The 19,219-nt window shown below is 66.1% G+C and carries 20 protein-coding genes; 7 read left to right on the top strand and 13 right to left on the bottom strand.

Annotation, left to right across the window (positions count from 1 at the left end; genetic code table 11):
• Window positions 1–13: 13 nt before the first annotated feature.
• The 3 genes from NOV65_RS01400 to mltG are packed head-to-tail and all read right to left on the bottom strand — an operon-like array spanning window position 14 to window position 2,589.
• Window positions 14–763 (bottom strand): site-2 protease family protein, encoded by a 750-nt coding sequence (locus NOV65_RS01400; RefSeq protein WP_257303575.1) that lies wholly within the window; start codon window positions 761–763, stop codon window positions 14–16.
• Window positions 764–800: 37 nt separating this feature from the next.
• On the bottom strand, window positions 801–1,580 hold the full coding sequence (locus NOV65_RS01395; protein ID WP_257303574.1) for a TlyA family RNA methyltransferase: 780 nt from the start codon (window positions 1,578–1,580) through the stop codon (window positions 801–803).
• The gene (gene mltG / locus NOV65_RS01390) at window positions 1,573–2,589 is read right to left on the bottom strand and encodes an endolytic transglycosylase MltG (RefSeq protein WP_257303571.1); all 1,017 of its coding nucleotides are present in this window, start codon (window positions 2,587–2,589) and stop codon (window positions 1,573–1,575) included. Before mltG ends, NOV65_RS01395 begins: the two co-directional genes overlap by 8 nt.
• Before the next feature lie 47 nt (window positions 2,590–2,636).
• On the opposite strand from mltG, the gene NOV65_RS01385 reads away from it, so the two are divergent.
• Window positions 2,637–4,067: an APC family permease gene (locus NOV65_RS01385; protein ID WP_257303569.1), complete on the top strand. Its 1,431-nt coding sequence runs from the start codon at window positions 2,637–2,639 to the stop codon at window positions 4,065–4,067.
• Window positions 4,064–5,185, top strand: a complete 1,122-nt coding sequence (locus NOV65_RS01380; RefSeq protein WP_257303568.1) for a saccharopine dehydrogenase family protein — start codon at window positions 4,064–4,066, stop codon at window positions 5,183–5,185. The genes NOV65_RS01385 and NOV65_RS01380 overlap by 4 nt, the downstream gene beginning before the upstream one ends.
• Here NOV65_RS01380 and rapZ read toward each other — a convergent pair whose 3' ends face one another.
• Window positions 5,186–6,037 (bottom strand): RNase adapter RapZ, encoded by an 852-nt coding sequence (gene rapZ, locus NOV65_RS01375; RefSeq protein ID WP_257303566.1) that lies wholly within the window; start codon window positions 6,035–6,037, stop codon window positions 5,186–5,188.
• 98 nt (window positions 6,038–6,135) lie between these two features.
• Window positions 6,136–8,754, bottom strand: coding sequence for a preprotein translocase subunit SecA (gene secA / locus NOV65_RS01370; RefSeq protein WP_257303564.1), 2,619 nt, complete (start codon window positions 8,752–8,754; stop codon window positions 6,136–6,138).
• A gap of 139 nt (window positions 8,755–8,893) precedes the next feature.
• Between secA and ndk the strand changes: the two genes are divergently transcribed.
• Complete coding sequence (ndk, locus tag NOV65_RS01365) at window positions 8,894–9,313, top strand: nucleoside-diphosphate kinase (RefSeq protein WP_257303562.1); 420 nt, start codon at window positions 8,894–8,896, stop codon at window positions 9,311–9,313.
• 75 nt (window positions 9,314–9,388) lie between these two features.
• Here the strand turns inward: ndk and NOV65_RS01360 are convergent, their stop codons facing one another.
• The 4 genes from NOV65_RS01360 to NOV65_RS01345 form a co-directional block, all read right to left on the bottom strand.
• Entirely contained in the window at window positions 9,389–9,862 is a 474-nt protein-coding gene (locus tag NOV65_RS01360; protein ID WP_257303561.1) for a hypothetical protein, read from the bottom strand.
• A complete protein-coding gene (locus tag NOV65_RS01355) occupies window positions 9,862–11,703 on the bottom strand; it encodes a proline--tRNA ligase (protein WP_257303559.1) in 1,842 nt (613 codons plus the stop codon). The genes NOV65_RS01360 and NOV65_RS01355 overlap by 1 nt, the downstream gene beginning before the upstream one ends.
• A gap of 187 nt (window positions 11,704–11,890) precedes the next feature.
• A complete protein-coding gene (locus NOV65_RS01350; protein ID WP_257303558.1) occupies window positions 11,891–12,340 on the bottom strand; it encodes a GatB/YqeY domain-containing protein in 450 nt (149 codons plus the stop codon).
• 105 nt (window positions 12,341–12,445) lie between these two features.
• The gene (locus tag NOV65_RS01345; RefSeq protein WP_026853950.1) at window positions 12,446–12,700 is read right to left on the bottom strand and encodes a ferredoxin; all 255 of its coding nucleotides are present in this window, start codon (window positions 12,698–12,700) and stop codon (window positions 12,446–12,448) included.
• Between the two features lie 135 nt (window positions 12,701–12,835).
• On the opposite strand from NOV65_RS01345, the gene NOV65_RS01340 reads away from it, so the two are divergent.
• The 4 genes from NOV65_RS01340 to recR are packed head-to-tail and all read left to right on the top strand — an operon-like array spanning window position 12,836 to window position 15,183.
• Window positions 12,836–13,753 carry a thiamine-phosphate kinase gene (locus NOV65_RS01340; protein WP_257303555.1) on the top strand — a complete coding sequence of 306 codons (918 nt, stop codon included), beginning with the start codon at window positions 12,836–12,838 and terminating at the stop codon, window positions 13,751–13,753.
• The gene (locus tag NOV65_RS01335; protein ID WP_257303554.1) at window positions 13,750–14,262 is read left to right on the top strand and encodes a DUF2062 domain-containing protein; all 513 of its coding nucleotides are present in this window, start codon (window positions 13,750–13,752) and stop codon (window positions 14,260–14,262) included. Before NOV65_RS01340 ends, NOV65_RS01335 begins: the two co-directional genes overlap by 4 nt.
• 2 nt (window positions 14,263–14,264) lie before the next feature.
• Window positions 14,265–14,567 carry a YbaB/EbfC family nucleoid-associated protein gene (locus tag NOV65_RS01330; protein ID WP_257303552.1) on the top strand — a complete coding sequence of 101 codons (303 nt, stop codon included), beginning with the start codon at window positions 14,265–14,267 and terminating at the stop codon, window positions 14,565–14,567.
• Between the two features lie 16 nt (window positions 14,568–14,583).
• The gene (gene recR, locus NOV65_RS01325) at window positions 14,584–15,183 is read left to right on the top strand and encodes a recombination mediator RecR (protein ID WP_257303550.1); all 600 of its coding nucleotides are present in this window, start codon (window positions 14,584–14,586) and stop codon (window positions 15,181–15,183) included.
• 7 nt (window positions 15,184–15,190) lie between these two features.
• Here the strand turns inward: recR and NOV65_RS01320 are convergent, their stop codons facing one another.
• The 4 genes from NOV65_RS01320 to NOV65_RS01305 all read right to left on the bottom strand — a co-directional run bounded on the left by NOV65_RS01320 (window position 15,191) and on the right by NOV65_RS01305 (window position 19,218).
• On the bottom strand, window positions 15,191–15,472 hold the full coding sequence (locus NOV65_RS01320; RefSeq protein WP_257303548.1) for a 2Fe-2S iron-sulfur cluster-binding protein: 282 nt from the start codon (window positions 15,470–15,472) through the stop codon (window positions 15,191–15,193).
• A gap of 76 nt (window positions 15,473–15,548) precedes the next feature.
• Window positions 15,549–17,420, bottom strand: coding sequence for an erythromycin esterase family protein (locus tag NOV65_RS01315; RefSeq protein ID WP_257303546.1), 1,872 nt, complete (start codon window positions 17,418–17,420; stop codon window positions 15,549–15,551).
• Between the two features lie 16 nt (window positions 17,421–17,436).
• Complete coding sequence (locus tag NOV65_RS01310; RefSeq protein ID WP_257303544.1) at window positions 17,437–18,849, bottom strand: cryptochrome/photolyase family protein; 1,413 nt, start codon at window positions 18,847–18,849, stop codon at window positions 17,437–17,439.
• A 27-nt stretch (window positions 18,850–18,876) separates the two neighbouring features.
• Complete coding sequence (locus NOV65_RS01305) at window positions 18,877–19,218, bottom strand: P-II family nitrogen regulator (protein ID WP_257303543.1); 342 nt, start codon at window positions 19,216–19,218, stop codon at window positions 18,877–18,879.
• Between the last annotated feature and the right edge of the window lies 1 nt (window position 19,219).

The following is a 19,219-nucleotide window of genomic DNA, read 5'->3' as shown; positions in this document are numbered from 1 at the left end:
GAGTGCGCGTGGATCAGAAATGCAGGACGAGGCGGGCGACAGACTCGATGCCGTAGAACACCAGCCCGAACACGGGCCCCAGGACGTAGCCCAGGAGGCCGGTCAGGGCCAGCACGATCAAGATGCCGCCCATCCAGGGCTGGGCCCGGTCGAACTTCGGCAGCCAGCGCCAGGGCAGGAAACCCCGCAGGATGCCCGCTCCGTCCAGAGGACCCATCGGCAAGAGGTTGAACAAGGCCAAGCCAAGATTGATCCACACCAGGCGGCTCAAGAGGGCCAGCGAGATCGTTGCGGCGGTACCCAGTTGCAACCGTTGCAGGTATTCGACCTTCCACGCTTTCATGGAAAACAGGAAGAGCTGGTACTCATCCTGGGCGACAGGCGCCACCGCCTTCACCACCAGGAACAGGAGCCCCAGGAAGAGGACCGCCTGGATCAGGTTCGAGAGGGGTCCGGCGCTGGCCACGAAGGCGTAGCCCACTCGCTGGGTGAACCGGCGGGTCAGCTTGCGGGGGTCCACCGGCACGGGCTTGGCCCAGCCGATGAAGGGGAAACCCGTGGCCATGCCCAGGATGGGGAACACAAAGGTGCCCAGGAGATCCATGTGGGCGATGGGGTTCAGCGTCATCCGACCCAGCCGAGCCGCCGTGTCGTCCTCCAGCCAGTAGGCCATGGAGGCATGGCTGGCTTCGTGCACGCTCAGGCTGAAGAGGAGGGCCACGTAGCTGACGAGGATGGTGGGGATGGAGATGTTGTCGAACACCCGGGCTCCGGTAATCCCCCAGTGTACAGGCTGGACCTCAGAGCCCCAAAGCCGTGAGGGCTGGCCCCAGGCTTCCGCTCGAAGCCCCCAGTCCCAGCCGCAACAGGAATTCGGTGTTGCCTTCGCCGCCCTTGATGGGGCTTTCGGCCAAGTCCAGCGGCCTTAATTCCGTGCCCGCAAAGAAGGCCCAGGTTTCGACCAGCACGCGCCGGTGGACGGCGGGGTCGCGCACGATGCCGCCAGGCCCCACATCCCCGCGGCCAGCCTCGAATTGGGGCTTCACCAGCAATATCGCCTCGGCTCCGGCTTCGAGGCTGGGCAGGATCGGGGGAATGGCCAGGCGGAGGGAGATGAAGCTCAGGTCGGCCACCAGCAGGCTACAGCGCTCGTGAATGCAGGCGGGATCCCAGGTGCGGAGGTTCACCTGCTCCATGGAGACCACTCGCGGATCGCTCCGCAGCTTCCAGTGGAGCTGGTTCGTGCCCACGTCCACTGCGTAAACCTTCGCTGCGCCCCGCTGGAGCAGACAGTCCGTGAAACCGCCGGTGCTGGCCCCGGCATCGAAGCAGATGCGACCGGTAGGATCGATGCCCCAGCGGTCCAGGGCCCCGGCCAGCTTCAGCCCGCCCCGGCCCACGAAGGGCAGTGCGTCGCCCCGCAGACGAATGGGTGCCGCTTCGTCCACGGCGGTGCCCGCCTTGGTCACCGGCCGGTCATTCACCAACACCTCCCCGGCGAGGATGCGCGCCTGGGCCTTGGCGCGGGTCTCGCACAGGCCGCGCTGCATCAGCAGCTGGTCCAGCCGGACCTTAGCCACGGAGGGCTTTCTTCTGCCGGGCGAGCTCCTTGCGGTAGACCCCCACATTCCGGTTGTGGTCACGCAGGTTGGGGGCGAAGTTGTGGCCGCCCTGGCCCGTGGCCACGAAATAGAGATTCTTCCCGATCTCCGGGGCCCTGGCCGCCGCGAGCGCCGTCGCGCTGGGGATGGCGATGGGCGTGGGCGGAAGGCCCTTCACCGTGTAGGTGTTGAAACGGCTGGGGCGGCGGATGTCCTGCGGCGTGGGCGCGGTGAAACGCAGGTCGCCGGAGGCCCACCGGGCGTAGAGGCTCGTGGGATCGCACTGGAGGCGCATGCCGATCTTCAGCCGCTTCAGGTAGACGCCGGCCACCCTGGGCTGTTCCTCCGACAGCTTTGTCTCCTTCTCCACCAGACTCGCCAGGATCAAGGTTTCGTAAGGGGGCAGCACCCCGCCCTCCAGCTTCGGCCGCACCTGATTCCGGAAGGCCTCCACCAGCATGAGCATCACCTCTTCGGGCTCCAGGGCGTGATGCAGCTTGTAGGTGGCCGGAGCCACCAGCCCCTCCAGGCTCTCGGCCTCCTCGAAGCCGGCCGTCTTGGCCAGCCTGGGGCTCTTCCAGAGGGTCCAGAAAACCTCCTCGGGCACAAAGTCGTTCAGGCGCCTCTGCACGGCCCAGGCATGGGCCCCCTCGGGAATGGACACGGCAGTGTAGTGGATCTCGGCTCGCCGCAATTTGCCCGCCACGTCCGACAGGCTGGCTCGGGGGGTGAAGGTGTACTCGCCCCGGATGAGCTGGAGCTTCCGCGCCCGGGCCCAGAGCTTGAAGAGCGACGCCGACCGGATCACCCCGTCCCGCTCCAGCTGATCGGCCACCTGATTGATGCTGGTCCCCCGCTTCACCAGGACCGTGGCCTCCTGGCGGAGGGGGCCCTGCCCCTTCCAGGCCCACCAGCCCCCCGCGACAGGAGCCGCGGCCAGGATGAGAGTGGCCAGGAAGAACCTGAGGGAGATTGAAGATCGCGCCATGCCTCCAGAATGCCGTGATAGCGTGGATCCATCCACCCAAGGAACCTATGAGCGCACCCGGCTATCGCCGTCACGTCGGATTGTTTTCGGCCACCATGCTCATCGCCGGCTCGATGATCGGCAGCGGCGTGTTCATCGTGGCCGCGGACATGGTGCGCACCGGGGGCTCCGGGGGCTTCCTGCTGGCGGCCTGGGGTCTCACGGCGATACTCACCCTCTTTGCGGCCCTCAGCTACGGCGAACTGGCGGGGATGTTCCCCCAGGCCGGCGGCCAGTACACCTACCTGCGCGAGACTTATGGCCCCGCCGTCGGGTTCCTCTACGGCTGGACCTTCTTCGTCGTCATCGAATGCGGCACCATCGCGGCGGTGGCCGTGGGCTTCGGTAAGTACCTGGGCAGCTTCCTCCCGGCGGTCACGGATTCGGCCTGGATGGGGCCCCACCTGGACGTGCCCCTCATGAAGATCACCCACGCCATCGCCGTAGGCCCCTATCACCTCGGGCTCACCCCCTCGCGACTGTCCGGCATCGCCGTGGTGGTGCTGCTGAGTGCCGTGAACCTCTATGGCGTGCGGCTCGGCACCCGCATCCAGGATCTCTTCACCGTGGCCAAGATCGGCGGCCTCGCGGCCCTGATCCTGCTGGGCCTGCTGCTGAAGCCCGCCGTCGCCCCCTCCCAGGCTCCCTTCATCGCCACAGACGGCGCCGCCCTGCCCTTCCTCACGGCCCTGCTCGTGGTGCAGACGGGGAGCATGTTCTCGGCGGATGCCTGGAATTCCATCACCTTCATCGCCGGGGAAGTGAAGGATCCGAAGCGGACCATCCCCTTCGCGCTGCTCATCGGCACCACCCTGGTCTGCGGCCTCTACGTGCTGGCCAATGCCGCCTACCTGAAGGTGCTGGGGCCTTCGGGCATCGCCCACGCCCCCCAGGATCGGGTGGGCAGCGCCGCCCTCCAGGCCGTGCTGGGCAGCGGGGGTGGGCTCATCATGGCAGGGAGCATCCTGGTCTCCATGTTCGGGTGCCTCAATGGCCTGGTGCTGTCCGGTGCCCGGGTCTACCAGCGCATGGCGGAGGATGGCCTCTTCTACCCCCGGGCGGCCCTCCTCAACGAGCATGGCGTCCCGGGCTTCGGCCTCTGGATCCAGGCCCTCTGGACCTGCCTGCTCACCCTCACGGGCACCTACGGCCAGCTGCTGGACTTCGTGATGCTGCCCACGATCCTCTTCTACGTCCTGGCCGTGGGCGGGATCTTCCTCCTCCGCTGGTGGCGGCCCGACCTTGAACGTCCCGTGAAGGTCTGGGGCTACCCCTACGTTCCCGGCCTCTACGTCCTCGGCGCCCTCGCCATCATCGGTGCCCTCTTCATTTACCGCCCCAGCTATTCCTGGCCGGGCCTGGCCTTGGTGGCCCTGGGTTGGCCGGTCTACTTCGCCGTGAAGCCCCGCGCCGCGGCCCCTGAAGGGAGTCTCCCATGACCCATGTCGTCGTTCTCGGAGCCGGCCGCGTCGGCGGTGCCATGGCCAAGGATCTCGCCCTGGATTTCAAGGTCACGGTGGCCGACCGCTCGGAAGGTGCTCTGGCCCGCATGCGCAGCGTGGGGTTGACCACCCGGCCCGCCGACCTGGCTTCCCCCGATGGCGTGAAGGCGGCCGTGGCGGATGCGGACTTGGTCGTGGGTGCCGTGCCGGGCTTCATGGGCTTCGCCACGGCCAAGGCCGTGCTGGAGGCTGGCAAGCCCCTGGTGGACATCTCCTTCTTCGACGAGGACTGCTTCGAGCTGGACGCCTTGGCGAAGGCCCAGGGCCTCACGGCCATCGTGGACTGTGGTGTGGCACCGGGCTGCGGCAACATCATCCTGGGCGATACCTTGCGGCAGTGGGATCACGTGGATTCCTTCGAGTGCCTGGTGGGCGGCCTGCCCGCGGTGCGGACCTGGCCCTACGAATACAAGGCCGGCTTCAGCCCTATCGACGTCATCGAGGAATACACCCGCCCCGCCCGCTACGTGAAGGACGGCCGCACGGTGACGCTGCCGGCCCTGTCCGAACCGGAGCTGCTGGACTTCGAGGGTCTGGGCACGCTGGAATCCTTCAACACGGACGGCCTCCGCAGCCTCATCAAGACCTTCCCCCAGGTACCAGACATGAAGGAGAAGACCCTCCGCTATCCAGGTCATATCGAGAAGATGCGGATGCTGCGGGAATCCGGGTTCTTCAACAAGGAGAAGCTCCAGGTGGCCGGGGTGGAGATCAGCCCCCTGGACCTCACCACCGCCCTGCTCTTCCCCATGTGGTCCATGCAGGAAGGCGATGAGGATTTCACGATCATGCGAGTCACCGTGGCTGGCTTGAAGAATGGTCAGCGGGTGTGTCGGGAGCTGAACCTCCTGGACCGCTACGACCCCGCCACGAAGACCACCTCCATGGCGAGGACGACTGGCTACACCTGCACCGCCGCCGTGCGGCTCGTCGTCCAGAAGGGCTATGCCCGGCCCGGCGTCAACCCGCCGGAATTCCTGGGGCAGGAACCCGGAGCCTGGGACTTCATCCGCGCGGAATTGGCCAAGCGCGGCGTGATCTTTACAGGGGAATGATCACCCGTTCAGCTCGCGGTGGCGCACGGTGAGGGCGGCCACATCGTTCCGGATCCGGTGGGCGAGCAGCTCCACCAGGGCCACGGAACGGTGCTGACCGCCGGTGCAGCCGATGGCGAGGGTGTGGTAGGCCCGGCCCTCCTGGCGGACCAGGGGCAGAGACCAGCGCAGCCAGGATTCGGCGCGCTCCAGGAACTCACGGAACTCCGGGGATTCCAGCAGGTACTCCTGTACGGCCGAATCGCACCCCGTCAGCGGTTTCAGGGCTTCCACATAGTACGGATTGGGCAGGAACCGGGCGTCCAGCACCACATCCGCATCCGCGGGTACCCCCCGCTTGAAGCCGAAACTGAGCAGCCGGACGGCCGTGCTGCGGGTGGGGAGCTGGGGCACCAGGGCCGCGACGCGCAACCGCAACTCCGCCAGGCTCAGACCGGTGGTGTCCAGGATGGTGGTTGCCAGGGCGCGGATCGGGGCGAGCAGCTCCCGTTCCCGCTGGATCCCCTCGCCCGCGGAGCCCAGCAGGGCGAGGTGGTGGGGTCGCCGGGTTTCCGAATAGCGGCGCAGCAGCACGCTGTCGTCTGCCTCCACGAAGACCACCTGCACCGGCACATTGCCGCTGCTGAGACGTTCCAGCAGGGGGCCGAACTCGTGCGCGAAATCCGCGTGGCGGCTGTCCATGCCCACCACCAGGCGCTCCCGACCGGGCCTGAGCTTCGATTCCAGCTCGATCAGGGGCTCGAGAAGCCGGGGCGGGACATTGTCCAGGGCCGTGCAGCCGCTGTCCTCCAGCGCTCCCAGCACCGAATGGCGCCCGGCTCCGGAAAGTCCCGTGACGACGATGAGTTCCATATCCAGAAACCGTAGCAGGGCCGACGGGCCTGCCCAAGAAAATCGCAGGGGGCCAAGTGGCCCCCTGCGATTTTCTCAAGTCAAACAAGCCTGGGTGCTCAATCCTCCAGGCCGCCCGCGGTAAACCGCAGCACGCGCTGGATGCCCTCGGGGGGATTGCCCTGCTCGTCGGGGCCGAGCTCGATGGTGTCGCCGGGGCCGCGGAAGAGCTCCTCCTCTGGCGTGTAGGCCGGCTGGGGCTCCACCCGGTAGAGGTAGGAGATGATCTCGTCCTCGTAGCCGAAGCGCATCTGCTCGAAGTATTCGTAGCTCTCGCGCTTGTATTCCACCAGCGGATCCTTCTGCCCATACCCGCGGAAGCCGATGGCTTCCTTGAGGTGGTCCATGACCAGCAGATGGCGCTTCCAGGCCGCGTCGATGATCTGGAGGATGGACCAGCGCTCGTAGCTGCGCATGCCTTCGCCGCCCAGCCGTTCGTCCTTGCCCTCGTAGAACCGCTGCACCAGGGCAGCCAGGGCCTCGCTGGCCTGGGCGTAGGGCAGCTGGCCCACGGCGTCGACCTCTTCGCCAGTCAGCGTGAAGAGCTGCTCCACGCGCTCGCGGAAGCCCGCCAGATCGCGCTCACCCTTGTCGGGCAGGAAGTCGTGGGCAATGCCCTCGGCGATCTCCCCGGCCACCCGCAGCACGTAATCCTTCGTGTTGCCCTTCAGGATCTCCGTGCGCAGCCCGTAGAAGAAGATGCGCTGCTTGTTCATCACATCGTCGTACTCGAGCAGGTGCTTGCGGATCTCGAAGTGGTGGGCTTCCACGCGCTTCTGGCTGCGTTCGATGGCCCGGGTGACCATGCCGGCCTCGATGGGCTCGTCATCATTCATGCCCATGGCGCCCATGAGGCTCTTGATGCGATCGCCCCCGAAGATCCGCATCAGGTCGTCCTCGAGGGACAGGTAGAAGCGGCTGCTGCCGGGATCGCCCTGGCGGCCGGCGCGGCCACGGAGCTGATTGTCGATGCGGCGGCTTTCGTGGCGCTCGGTGCCGAGGATGTGCAGGCCACCGAGGCTGACCACCTCCTCGTGCTCGGCCGCAGTCTGTTCGCGCATCTGCTCCACGAGGGCGGAGAATTCGGCTGTTTCCAGGCCCTCCTCGTCGTAGAGGGCGATGTCCTTCTTCTTGGCCTCCATCCGGGCCATGCCCTCGGGGTTGCCACCGAGGATGATGTCCGTGCCGCGGCCAGCCATGTTGGTGGCGATGGTGACGGCACCTCTGCGGCCTGCCTGGGCCACGATCTCGGCCTCCCGCTCATGGTGCTTGGCGTTCAGCACCACATGGGGGATCCGGGCAGCCTTGAGGGCATCAGCCAGGTCTTCGCTGCTCTCGATGCTGGCGGTGCCCACCAGGACCGGCTGGCCCTTGGTGTGGAGCTCCCGGATCTCCTCGACGATGGCCTTCTTCTTCCCCTTGCGGGTGGCGTACACCGTGTCTGCGAAATCCCTGCGGACCATGGGCATGTTGGTGGGGACGATGACCACATCGAGCTTGTAGATGGAGTGCAGTTCCGTGGCTTCGGTCTCGGCCGTGCCGGTCATGCCCGCCAACTTGCCATACATGCGGAAGAAGTTCTGGAAGGTCACCGTGGCAAGTGTCTGGTTCTCGGCGTTGACTTCCACGCCCTCCTTGGCCTCGATGGCCTGATGCAGGCCGTTGGACCAGCGGCGGCCCGGCATGAGGCGGCCCGTGAACTCGTCCACGATGACCACTTCCATGCCCTTCCCGTCTTCCTTGGGGCGGACCATGTAGTCCACGTCCAGACGGTACAGGTTGTGGGCCAGCAAGGCCTGGTTGAGGCCGTGCAGGGTCTCGATGCTGCCCGGATCGTACAGGTTCGCCACGCCCAGGAGCTGCTCGGCATGATGGATGCCCTCATCGGTGAGCATCACCTGGCGGTCCTTCTCATCCACCTTGTAGTGGACTTCGGCCTTGAGCTTGGGCACGACGGCATCGATGCGGAAGTACTTGGAGGTGTCCTCCTCGCTGCTGCCCGCAATGATCAGCGGGGTGCGCGCCTCGTCAATGAGGATGGAGTCCACCTCGTCCACGATGGCGTAATGGAAGCCGCGCTGGGTGAAGTCCTCCAGGTCCCACTTCATGTTGTCGCGGAGGTAGTCGAAGCCCAGCTCATTGTTGGTGGCGTAGGTGATGTCGCAGGCGTAGGCGTCGCGGCGCTCCTGGTCATCGAGGCCGTGCTGGACGACGCCGATGGTGAGCCCCAGCCAGGAATAGAGGCGACCCATCCACTCGGCGTCGCGCCGAGCCAGGTAGTCGTTCACGGTGACGAGATGGGCGCCCTGGCCCGCCAGGGCGTTGAGATAGAGCGGCAGCGTGGCGGTGAGGGTCTTGCCCTCGCCCGTCCTCATCTCAGCCACCTTGCCTTCGTGCAACACCATGCCGCCCACCAGCTGCACGTCGAAGTGCCGCATCTTGAGGACGCGCTTGCTGGCTTCCCGTGCCACGGCGAAAGCCTCGGGCAGGATCTCCTCCAAGGTCGCACCGTTGGCCAGCTTCTCCCTGAAGTAGGGCGTCTTGGCCTTCAGCGCCTCATCGCTCAGGGCCGAAATCTCCGGCTCCAAGGCATTGATGAACTGGACCTTGGCCCACAGCCGCTTCAGCTCCCGGTCGTTCTTGGAACCGATGAGTTTCTTGAGGAGGTTGTCGATCATGGATCCGTCCAGTCGCGTAAACCATTGATTGTAGCCTGACGAATCGCCATTTCCCAGCGTGAGGACCACCAGCCAAGCCTCCTTGGTTGCCGAATTTACCTAGTCTGGGCAGACTGATCGTTTGGATTCTGGAGAAATCATGGCCTTCGAACGCACCTTTGCCATCGTCAAGCCCGACGCCGTCAAGGACGGCCACATGGGGGAGATCCTCACCGCCATCGAACAGAGCGGCCTCAAGATCGTCGGCCTGAAGCTGACCCGCCTCACCCCCGCCATCTGCCAGGGCTTTTACCACGAGCACGTGGGCAAGGGCTTCTACGCCGAGTTGGAGGCCTTCATGACCGAGGGCCCCGTGGCGATCATGGTGCTTGAGGGCGAGAACGCCATCCTGCGCTGGCGCGACCTCATGGGCGCCACCAACCCGGCCAATGCCGCCGAGGGCACGCTCCGCAAGCGCTTCGGCGCCAGCATCGGCCGTAATGCCACCCACGGCAGCGACAAACCCGAGAGCGCCAAGTTCGAGGTGAGCTACTTCTTCAACGCCTTCGAACAGTTCTGATTCCAGGGCGCGGCTCCTACGAAAATCGGCGCCGTTCGGCGCCGATTTTCGTAGGAACGGAAGCTGGCTGGAACCTCAGCCTTCGGACACCGCTTGCAGGGCCGCCTGGCAGAGCCTCCGCACCCCAGGCAACAGGTCCGCGTTCTGAAGACCCCTGTCGTTGAACCACTGGCCGCCGGTGGGTGGCGGAGGCAGCAGATCCTCGGGGGCCTTGGTCCGCAGGAGGTGGCTGAGGTAGAGGCGCTGCTGGCCTTCGAGCCCTTCGAGCCGGAGCAGCCAGGGCGTGGGAAGGCGACTCGTACGCTCGTCGAAGACCACTGGGAGGGTGGACTTGTCCACGAACCGGTAGGGCATGCCCCACCCCGCCTCGATTTGTGCGTTCAGCAAAGCAGTGGGCAGGAAACCAGGCGACCAGGGGATCTGGGCGGGCATGAGCAGACCGCGATGCGGAGAATGGGGCGAGGGCACGAGCAGCACGAAGGGTGTCTGCTGGCCGTGGACGAGCACACCCTCGATGAACGTCGTGAGGTGGACCCGACCCTCAGCCATTAACGTCCTCCCGCAGTTTCCAGTTCCTGCATGATGCGATCGCGAGCGGCGGCGACCTCGGCGACGGCGGCCTCCGGCTTGAGCTTCACGACTTCCTTGGTGCGGCGGTCGCGCAGCTCCACGAGGCCGTCCTTGAGTCCCTTGGCGCCCACAATAAGGCGCAGGGGGAAGCCCAGCAGATCCGCGTCCTTGAACTTGGCGCCGGGGCTCATGCCCTCGCGGTCGTCGTGCAGCACCTCGAAGCCCGCCTTTTCCAAATCCTGCTCGACCTGGGACGCGATCCCAGCCACCTCCGCACTACCCGGATCCAGGCAGACGATGTGCACCTGGTAGGGCGCGATGGGCCAAGGCCAGATGATGCCGTCGGCATCGTAGTTCTGCTCGATAGCGGCGGCCACGGTGCGGGTGATGCCGATGCCGTAGCAGCCCATCACCATGGGGTTCTCCTTGCCCTGCTCATCCAGGAAGGTGCAGCCCATGCTCTTGGAATACTTCAGGCCCAGCTTGAACACCTGGCCCACCTCGATGCCGCGGAAGGCCTGGTAGGTGCCCTTCCCGCAGCGGGTGCAGGCATCGTGCTCGGCAGCCATGCGCAGATCCACGTAGGTGCAACCCGGCAGGTCGCGCATCGGGTCGAGGCCGAAGTGATGGTAGTCCGTGTGGTTGGCACCGCAAGTGAGGTTCACCGCGCCTTCAAGGCTGCGGTCCACCAACAGCTGGACGTCCTTCAATCCCACGGGCCCCATGAAGCCGGTCTTGGCACCGGTGAAGGCCTCAGCCTCCTCCAGGGGCATCAGCTCCATCTCGGCTGCGCCCACGAAGTTCTTCACCTTCACCGGGTTCACCTCGTGATCGCCACGCAGGACAGCACCCACCAGCTTGGTGCTCCCATCCGCGAAGGTGACGCGGTAGAGGAAGAACTTGCTGGTCTGAGTGATCGGCACCCCCGCGGGATGCTCCGCATCGATCATCCCCGCGGCCTGCTCCACCTGCCCCACCACGCCCGGCGTGCGGAAGTGGTCCTTCTTCAACTCGAAGGCCTTCCCATGATCGCCCGCAGGCAGCGTCGGAGCCTCCGTCTTCTCGATGTTGGAGGTGTAGTCGCAGGCGTCGCAGCTGAGGATGGCGTCCTCGCCGCTGCCGGCCAGCACATGGAACTCATGGGTGAAGCTGCCACCGATGGCGCCGCTGTCCGCTTCCACCGGGCGGAACTTCACACCCAGGCGGCTGAAGATCCGCTTGTAGGCGTTGAACATGGCCCAGTACTCACGATCGGCGCAGGCGTCGTCCGCGTGGAAGGAGTAGCCGTCCTTCATGGTGAACTCGCGGCCCCGCATGAGGCCGAATCGCGGGCGGCGCTCGTCGCGGAACTTGGTCTGGATCTGGAAGAGGTTCATGGGCAGCTGCTTGTAGCTGCGCACGTTCTTCCGGACGATGTCGGTGATCACTTCTTCGTGGGTGGGGCCCAGACAGAAGTTGTAGAACTCGCGCTCGTCCGGCTTCTCGCCCCGGGCGCGGCGCTCGGCCACTTCCGCTTTCGCCTTGCGATCGCAGAACCGCAGCAGCTCGTCGCCATAGAATTTCCAGCGCCCACTCTCCTGCCACAGCTCCGCGGGCAGCACCGCGGGCATGAGCAGTTCCTGGCAGCCGTCCTTGGCCAGTTCCTCGCGGACGATCTCCTCGAACTTGCGGATGCTGCGGAAGGCCAGCGGCAGGTAGCTGTAGATGCCTGCGGCCACCTTTTGGATCATGCCGGCGCGCATCATGAGCTGCTGGCTCACCACGTCGGCATCGCGCGGCGTCTCGCGCAGGGTCTGGATCAGGAGCTTCGACTGCTTCATCAGGGGCCTCGAACCTTCGAGTCTAACCCAGGCAGGAGCCACATCCGGACCAGGAATGCCGAACCGCGAAAGGCGCTGCGGACCTACGCGAAAATACCTTGGTCAGGAATGAATCGGACGATTTCCAGGGATTCCCCAAAGGGCCCCGGCACCCTGGCCTCGACCCCCTTTCGCGTGTTTCGCGGTTTCAGGGCAGCAGGCTCTGGACGAGGGTGCTGGCAGCCTTGCCGTCGAAGGCGCCGCCATGGGCGGCCTGCAGGGCCTTCATGACCAGCCCCATGTCCTTCTTCGTCGTGGCCCCGGATTCAGCAATGGCCGCCTTCACGGCCGCCTCCAGGGCCGGGCCCTCGATCATGGCCGGCAGGTAGGGCTTTAGCAGCTCGATCTCCGCCCGCTCCTGGGCCGCCCGGTCCGCCTGGCCCACCTTCTCGAACTGGGCGATGCTGTCTTCCCGTGACTTCACCAGGCGCTTGAGGACAGCCAGGGCATCCGCCTCGGCCAAGGTGCCCTGAGGGCTCAGCCCCTTGGCCACCGCTTCGTTCTTGTAGGCGGCCAGGGCCATGCGGAGCACCTGGGTCCGGGCTGCATCCCTGGCCAGCATGGCGGTTTTCAGATCGGCCTGCAGACGGTTGAGCATCGGGACCTCCGGAGGACTTCCATGGTGACGCAGTTGCAGCCCGAAGTACAGAACGGGCGCCGATCGGCGCCCGTTCTCATCTGAAACGGCAAAGCCGTTTCAGTCCTAGGCTTTCTCGAACTTGATGACTTCCACGGGGCAGCCGGCGGCGGCGGCCTCGATGCTGGCTTCCAGGTCGGTGCCGAAGCTGCCGGAGAGAGGGCTCTGCTCATCCCGGTTCTCGGAATCGATGCCGTCCTCGCGCACGGAGCCATTGATGTTGCAGCTGGTGTCGGTGACGTGGAACACGTCGGGGCACTCGGCCTCGCAGGCATTGCACACGATGCAGCCTTCGTCGATCCAGACTTTGGTGATGGCCATGGTCGTCTCCTAGAAATTCAATGGGGGCCCTGGCAAGGGGCGAACCCAACCAAACTAGCATCGCCATGGCCGCGGACCAAGCTTCGCCTGGCTTCCAGGGCCGTGGGAGACTGGAGTTGTGACGGAGGTCCGCCCATGAGCCTGCAGGAAACGGGAATTCTTGCCCGGATCCGGGATCTGCTGCCTGGCGGCGGCGAGCTCATGGATGACTGCGGCGCCCTGCCAGCAACTCCCTTCGGCCAGACTCTGCTGGTGACCACGGATCTCATGGAGTCGGGCCAGCACTTCAGCCTCGACTGGCACCCCCCGGATCTCCTGGCCCGCAAGCTGCTGGCGGTGAACCTGTCGGACCTGGACGCCTCCGGCGCCCGGCCCTTCGGCTACACCCTCACCCTGGCCATGGGCCCGGAAATCGACGGCCCTTGGCTGGAGACCTTCCTGAAGGGCCTGGCGGCGGCTTCTGGTGAAGCTGCTGTCCAGGTGCTGGGCGGGGATACCGTGGGCCGGCCCTCAGGGCTTGGCCTGGGCCTCACGGCCTTCGGGTTCGCGACCCGCTGGCTGCGACGGGATGGCCTCCTTACAGGCGACCGGATCTTCGTGGACCAGCGCCCCGGCGCCAGCCTGCGGGGTTTGCGGAAGCTCCAGGCGGGCCGGCGCTGGGATCCCGCCCATCCCGACGCCGACCTGGAGGCTCATCTGGCGCCCCGGCCAAGACTGGGCCTGGGCCCGCGCCTGGCGGAGATTCCCGAAGTTCACGCCTGCCTGGACCTGTCCGACGGCCTGAGCCGGGACCTGCGCAACCTGGCGGATGCCTCCGGCCTCAGCATCACCGTGGATCCTGGCCTGGACGAGGACGCGCTGCGCGGCGGCGAGGACTACGCCCGCTGTTTCGGCAGTTCCTTGTCCCAGGTGGAGCTGGAGGCCTGCCTCGGCCTGCCCCTTATCTCCGTAGGCATGGCCCTGCCCCGCGGGGAATCCCCCGTGCTGGCCTATGATGGAGATTCGCTCCGCCCCCTTCCCGACCTCAGCTTCAACCACTTCGGATCTTCATGAAGCATCACGACAAGACGCACATCTGGGCCCGCACCAAGCGCTTCCTGGCCGATCCGGATCTGGAGCCGCACCACCTGGCCTGGAGCTTCGCCCTGGGCTTCGCCATCGCCTGGAACCCGCTGCTGGGCACGCACACCGGACTGGTGCTCATGGCCTGCGCCCTGACGAAAAAGCTGCATCGGCCCCTCGCCTTCCTGGGCGCCTTCACCAATAACCCCTGGACCATGGTGCCCATGGCCACCGGCTCCGCCCTGTTCGGCAACGTCCTCCTAGGCCGGGGCCTGCACCTGGATCTGAGCGGCGTGGCCTGGAAGAGCATCGGCTGGCAGAGCGTCAGCTCCCGTGAAGGCTTCGAGGCCGCGGCCGCCATGCTCAAACCCATCCTCGCGCCCTATCTGCTGGGCGGGTTCGTGATGAGCGGCCTGGCGATACCCGTGGGATATTTTCTGATGCTGCGGTTGGCGCACCGCCTGCGCCGCCCCGTGCCCACCCCCATTCCCGGAGACTGACCATGGACATGCGCTTCCTGATGAAACAGGCCCAGCAGATGCAGGCGAAACTGGCCGAAGCCCAGGCCAATCTGCGCGTTGAGGGCACCGCCGGCGGCGAACTGGTGAAGGTCACCCTCAACGGCTCCAAGGAACTGATGGGGATCTCCATTGCCAAGGAGGCCATGGATCCTGAGGATCCCTCCATGCTCGAGGATCTCCTCACGGCCGCCTTCCGCGATGCCGCCAGCAAGGTGGACGAGACCATGAAGAAGCAGATGGGCGGCATGGGCGCAGGTCTCAACCTGCCGGGCCTGGGGTTGTGAAGAACAGGAGCGGGCGATGAAGCTGCCGCCGCCCCTCGAGGCCGTGGTGGAAAGCCTTCAGAAGCTGCCGGGCGTGGGCGCCAAGTCCGCCCAGCGCATGGCCCTGCACCTGTTGAAGGAAGGACCGGAGGCCATGGCCCACCTGGCTCATCAGCTGCAACAGGCGTCGGAAAAGGTGGGGTTCTGCCAGGTCTGCGGCGCCTTCACGGACCAGCCCACCTGCCCCATCTGTCTGGATCCCCGGCGGGATCCCACCAGTCTCGTCATCGTGGCGGAGGCCTCCAACGTGCTCAGCTTCGAGCGTAGCGGCCACTTCCGGGGCCGCTACCACGTGCTGGGCGGCCTGGTCTCGCCCCTGCGCGGCGTGGGGCCCGACCAGCTGCGCATCCGTGAACTGCTGAAACGCCTGGAGGATGGCGCCATCCAGGAGGTCATCCTGGCCACCAATCCCACTGTGGATGGCGAGGCCACGGCCAGCTGGTTGGCCCGCATCCTCGAGCCCATCGGCGTCCGCACCACCCGCATCGGACTGGGCCTGCCGATCGGCAGCGACCTTGAATATGCCGACGAACTCACGCTGGATCGGGCCATGGAGGGCCGCCGGCCAGTGGGGTGATCCGAGGCTAGTACGTCACGCTCACATCGCCCTTCGCCCAGGCCTGGCAGGCAAGGCGCTGATCGGGCTTGGCCTTCAGCACTTCCAGCACACGGGTCTCGGTGATGCCCTTCTCACTCAGGTGTTCGGCACCCTCGACCACGGTGACGAGGCAGGTACCACAACGAGCATGTCCCCCGCAGCGGTGCGGCAGCGGCACGCCCGCCCGGGTGCTGGCCGCCAGCAGCGCCGTCTCCTGTTCACAGTCCGCGGTTCCAGGTTTCTTGCCGTCGAATCGGATGATGTGCATGCAATACCCATAAGTCAATAAAGCAGAAGGGATAGCGGCGAACCGCTTCCTCCACTCTATCAGGGCATCCCCCGCCTTAGGGCTTTTGGCAGGGCGTGGCCGCCAAGGTCCGGCTCACGAACAGCAACGCATCGTAGTAGGCGGTAATGGGTTCCTTCTGGAGGAAGCGATCGGCAGAGGCTGGGATGAATTCAGCCCCGACATCCCAGGTACCCTGAGGTGCCTCGAACCATTCCCGAATCGGCCCCTGTCCCGGCAGCCGACCCAAGTCCAACGCCAGGATGGGGAGGTTCGTAGACCCGAGCGCCGCGTCCAAGGTGCCCTTGGCCTGCGGCGCCACCGTGAAGGTCATCGCCCCTTTCCGTTCCGGCCCCGCATCCCAGGCCCGGAAGGCGCCATCCCGGAAAGCGAAGCCAAAGTTCCGATAGGCCTGCCCCATGGAGCGACGCAGGTACCAGCCCATGGTTTCGGCCCCGATCTTCACCCCCGGACGATAGGCGATATGGCCGTTGTGAGCCCACAGGACCATCTTTGCGCCCGGATCCTGTGCCAGCCTCCAGGCCACATTGGTGGCCATGAAGCGATCCCGCAGACCTCGATCGGCATCCCCCCTGACTGCCGCGAACTGAGCCAGCAGGCGGATGTTCTGGAACTGGCACCGGGCCACTTCCGACAGCCCCGCCGAAATCGAGACCGCCATCCGCTTCTCCTGGCGTTGCGTGAGGGCTTCGACTTCCTGGGCCAGATCCTTCCAGGCCTTGAGTCTCTCAGTGCTGGAACTGCTTTGCGGCGCTCCGAGTAGTGCACTCATCCGGTCGTTCAGGCTCGCGAGGCGTACGGCCTCGCCAGGATCCTCCTCGTCCAGCCACACCTTGACGCAGGCGTAGGTCCGTTTGCGTTCCTGCATGTCGAACCCGTAGAACCGCAGCTTCTTCGGATGGGCCGGGTTCGCGTTGTAGGCCCGCATCCACCGGATCAGGGCGAGCATTTCTTCGACGTTCCACACCGGGTGGGTCATAGCGAGTGCTTCGGCAGGATCACCTTTCCCGGTGAGGACAAAGTCATCCAGAAGCGACGCCTCCGGCATGCCGGCCTCCAGGCCGAAGAGGGTAAACCCCTCCTTCTCGACCAGGAATTCCAAGATCCGGTGCTTGAGCTGAAAGAACTCCTTCGTCCCATGGGTGGCTTCCCCCAGCCCCACCACCCGCGCGTTTCCCACGATGGCCTCCAAGGGCCGCAAGTCCTCGAAGCCTTGACCCGGCAGCACGGTCCGAAGGGGAAGGGCGTTCGTCTTGATCCAGGCCAGCACCTCGGCTCCAGCCGGAACAGGTTCGGCCTTCAACATCACCCTGATATCCGTCTTTTCACCCTTCAAGTCGAAACGACCGCCGATAAAGGACTGATCCTTGGCGGTGGCATCGATCGTGTAGGCTCCCGGGGCCAGGTTAAGGTCGAACCGCTGCTGTTTCACCTCTGCGAAGAAGACATCGCCTTCCTCCTGGCTGAATCGGGAGAACCCGAGGCGCATCCCTTCGAGGGAGTGCCCCTTGGCGGCGAGCACCGTCCCCCGGACAGGAAAGCCGCCGGGCCTCAGCTTCACCTCCACGGCTGGATCGGTCTTCCCCGGCTCGATATCGAGGTTGCTGAAATGAGGAAGGAACCCCGAGGCCGTGACCGTCAGGCCCCATTTCGTTCCCGGTGAGCCTTCCAGCATGAAATGGCCGGAGGCATCGACCACCTGGATCCTGGCGTCAGCCGGATTGGCGGGAACCAGTGCCACCATGGCCGCAGGCACTGGATGGCCATCGAGGTCGAGAACGCGCCCTTCCACCCGGATCGAAGGTGAAATCGGGTTGGCCCGGGCCGGTGGCGCCTGGGCCATCAGCGGCAGCCCAAAAACCAGGAAGCACACTGCGTGCGGGGCTTTGAAGTGAAAATGTTTGCGCATGCTGTCACCGGGTTGATCAGCCCATCTTCGCATGCCTCAGGTGTGCTTTCGCCGTAGCCAGGAACCGCTCCCGTGCGAAGGCGTGGTCCACGATGGGCTCGGGGTAGTCGAACCGGGTACGGATCGCCTGCGGCGCCTGCCAGGGCTCGTGGATGAATGCAGTTGGATAGTCGGCCAGCTCAGGCATCCAGCGCCTCACGTAGGCCCCGTCGGGATCGAACTTCCGGCCCTGGGTCACGGGGTTGAACATGCGGAACCAGGGCTGGGCGTCGCAGCCGCAACCAGCACACCATTGCCAGCCCGCGTTGTTTGCGGCCCAGTCCCCATCCGTGAGCCAGCGCAGGTAGTGGGCCTCGCCGCGCCGGTAGTCGAGCAATAGGTGCTTCGTGAGGAAGCTTGCGGCCACCATGCGGGCCCGGTTGTGGACGAAGCCCTCGGCCCGCAGCTGCCGGGCGGCGGCATCCACCACGGGGTAGCCCGTGCGACCTGCAGTCCAGGCCTCCCAGGCGGCTTCGTCCTCGCGCCAGGGGAAGCCCTCGAACGCCGGCCGGAAGGGCCGCTCCAGCAGCTCCGGCCACTCCCCCAGCAGGTGGTGGCTGAACTCGCGCCAGAGCAGTTCGTTGAGATAGCGGTGCCCGGACTCGCCGGCCCCGGCCGCCGCCACGGCCTGCCAGAGGGCACGCACGGACAGGGTGCCGAACTTCAGGTCCGCGCTGAGCCGCGACGTGCCGGGCAGGTCCATGCGATCCCGGTCCACCCCGTAGCCCGTCAGGGCATCGTGCAGGAAGGCCTTCAGCCGCTGGCGGGCCGCCCGCTCCCCGCCAGCCTGAAGGCGGGGATTGAGTGCGAGCCCCAGGTCAGGCAGCGCAGGGATCGGCACCGTGTCGACTCGGATGTCCCCGGGCACTGGCGGGAGCGCTCGCGGGGCCGCCAGAACCGGTTCCAGACCCAGCTTCGCCCCGCAGGCCCGGGCGAAGGGTGTGAACACCCGGAACATGCCGCCCTGCCCGTTCCGCACCGATCCGAGTGGCAGCAGGGTCTCGCCCTCAAACAGGCGGAAGGCGATGCCCTCGCGGGCCAGGGCCTCGTCCACCCGGCGGTCCCGATCCCGCGCGAAGGGCTCCACCCAGCGGTGGGCCAGCACCTGGTCGGCCTTCCATTGGGCTGCCAGCCGCGGCACCACCTCCACGCTGCGCCCCGGAACCACCAGCAGGCGCGACCCCAGGTGGGCGAGGTTGGCTTCCAGGGCCCTCAGCGATTCCAGCAGGAATTGCAGGCGATGGGGCAGGTCCCGGGCGCGTTTCGGTGCGAAGAAGAAGGGATCCAGCACGAAGAGTGGGATCACTTCGCCCGCGGCGGCGGCCTCCACCAGGGGCCGGTGGTCTGCCACACGCAGGTCCTTGCCCCGGAACCAGACGATGCTTCGCATGCTGTGAGCCTAGCGGAATTCCTGCCCTCAGATGGCCTGGCCGCCCCGCTCGCCGGTGCGGATGCGGATGCACTCCTTCAGCTCCTGGACGAAGATCTTCCCGTCGCCCACCTCGCCCGCGCCGTGCCGTGCCGTGCGGATGATGGTGTCCACGGTGATGTCCTCAAACGCGTCATTGCAGGCGATGGTGATCTGGACCTTGGGAATCAGGTTGGGGACGATCTTCTTGCCACGCTGGACCATGATCTCCTGCTGGCGACCATGGCCGCTGACGCGGGTGACGGTGATGCGCTCGATCTCCGCTTCGATCAGGGCCTCGCGGACTTCATCAAGCTTCTCTTCAGGGATGATGGCGGTGATGAGCTTCATC

Origin of the sequence: Geothrix campi (assembly GCF_024609265.1) — a bacterium.
Taxonomy (GTDB): Bacteria; Acidobacteriota; Holophagae; order Holophagales; family Holophagaceae; genus Geothrix; species Geothrix campi.
The sequence above is the reverse complement of the archived record's forward strand: the minus strand, read 5'-3'. Positions and strand labels throughout refer to the sequence as shown.

Excerpts from the sequence above, each read along its gene's own strand:
- mltG (WP_257303571.1), bottom strand. The coding sequence starts at position 2,589 with ATGGCGCGATCTTCAATCTCCCTCAGGTTCTTCCTGGCCACTCTCATC.
- NOV65_RS01385 (WP_257303569.1), top strand. The coding sequence starts at position 2,637 with ATGAGCGCACCCGGCTATCGCCGTCACGTCGGATTGTTTTCGGCCACC.
- NOV65_RS01380 (WP_257303568.1), top strand. The coding sequence starts at position 4,064 with ATGACCCATGTCGTCGTTCTCGGAGCCGGCCGCGTCGGCGGTGCCATG.
- rapZ (WP_257303566.1), bottom strand. The coding sequence starts at position 6,037 with ATGGAACTCATCGTCGTCACGGGACTTTCCGGAGCCGGGCGCCATTCG.
- secA (WP_257303564.1), bottom strand. The coding sequence starts at position 8,754 with ATGATCGACAACCTCCTCAAGAAACTCATCGGTTCCAAGAACGACCGG.
- ndk (WP_257303562.1), top strand. The coding sequence starts at position 8,894 with ATGGCCTTCGAACGCACCTTTGCCATCGTCAAGCCCGACGCCGTCAAG.
- NOV65_RS01360 (WP_257303561.1), bottom strand. The coding sequence starts at position 9,862 with ATGGCTGAGGGTCGGGTCCACCTCACGACGTTCATCGAGGGTGTGCTC.
- NOV65_RS01355 (WP_257303559.1), bottom strand. The coding sequence starts at position 11,703 with ATGAAGCAGTCGAAGCTCCTGATCCAGACCCTGCGCGAGACGCCGCGC.
- NOV65_RS01350 (WP_257303558.1), bottom strand. The coding sequence starts at position 12,340 with ATGCTCAACCGTCTGCAGGCCGATCTGAAAACCGCCATGCTGGCCAGG.
- NOV65_RS01345 (WP_026853950.1), bottom strand. The coding sequence starts at position 12,700 with ATGGCCATCACCAAAGTCTGGATCGACGAAGGCTGCATCGTGTGCAAT.
- NOV65_RS01340 (WP_257303555.1), top strand. The coding sequence starts at position 12,836 with ATGAGCCTGCAGGAAACGGGAATTCTTGCCCGGATCCGGGATCTGCTG.
- NOV65_RS01335 (WP_257303554.1), top strand. The coding sequence starts at position 13,750 with ATGAAGCATCACGACAAGACGCACATCTGGGCCCGCACCAAGCGCTTC.
- NOV65_RS01330 (WP_257303552.1), top strand. The coding sequence starts at position 14,265 with ATGGACATGCGCTTCCTGATGAAACAGGCCCAGCAGATGCAGGCGAAA.
- recR (WP_257303550.1), top strand. The coding sequence starts at position 14,584 with ATGAAGCTGCCGCCGCCCCTCGAGGCCGTGGTGGAAAGCCTTCAGAAG.
- NOV65_RS01320 (WP_257303548.1), bottom strand. The coding sequence starts at position 15,472 with ATGCACATCATCCGATTCGACGGCAAGAAACCTGGAACCGCGGACTGT.
- NOV65_RS01315 (WP_257303546.1), bottom strand. The coding sequence starts at position 17,420 with ATGCGCAAACATTTTCACTTCAAAGCCCCGCACGCAGTGTGCTTCCTG.
- NOV65_RS01310 (WP_257303544.1), bottom strand. The coding sequence starts at position 18,849 with ATGCGAAGCATCGTCTGGTTCCGGGGCAAGGACCTGCGTGTGGCAGAC.
- NOV65_RS01305 (WP_257303543.1), bottom strand. The coding sequence starts at position 19,218 with ATGAAGCTCATCACCGCCATCATCCCTGAAGAGAAGCTTGATGAAGTC.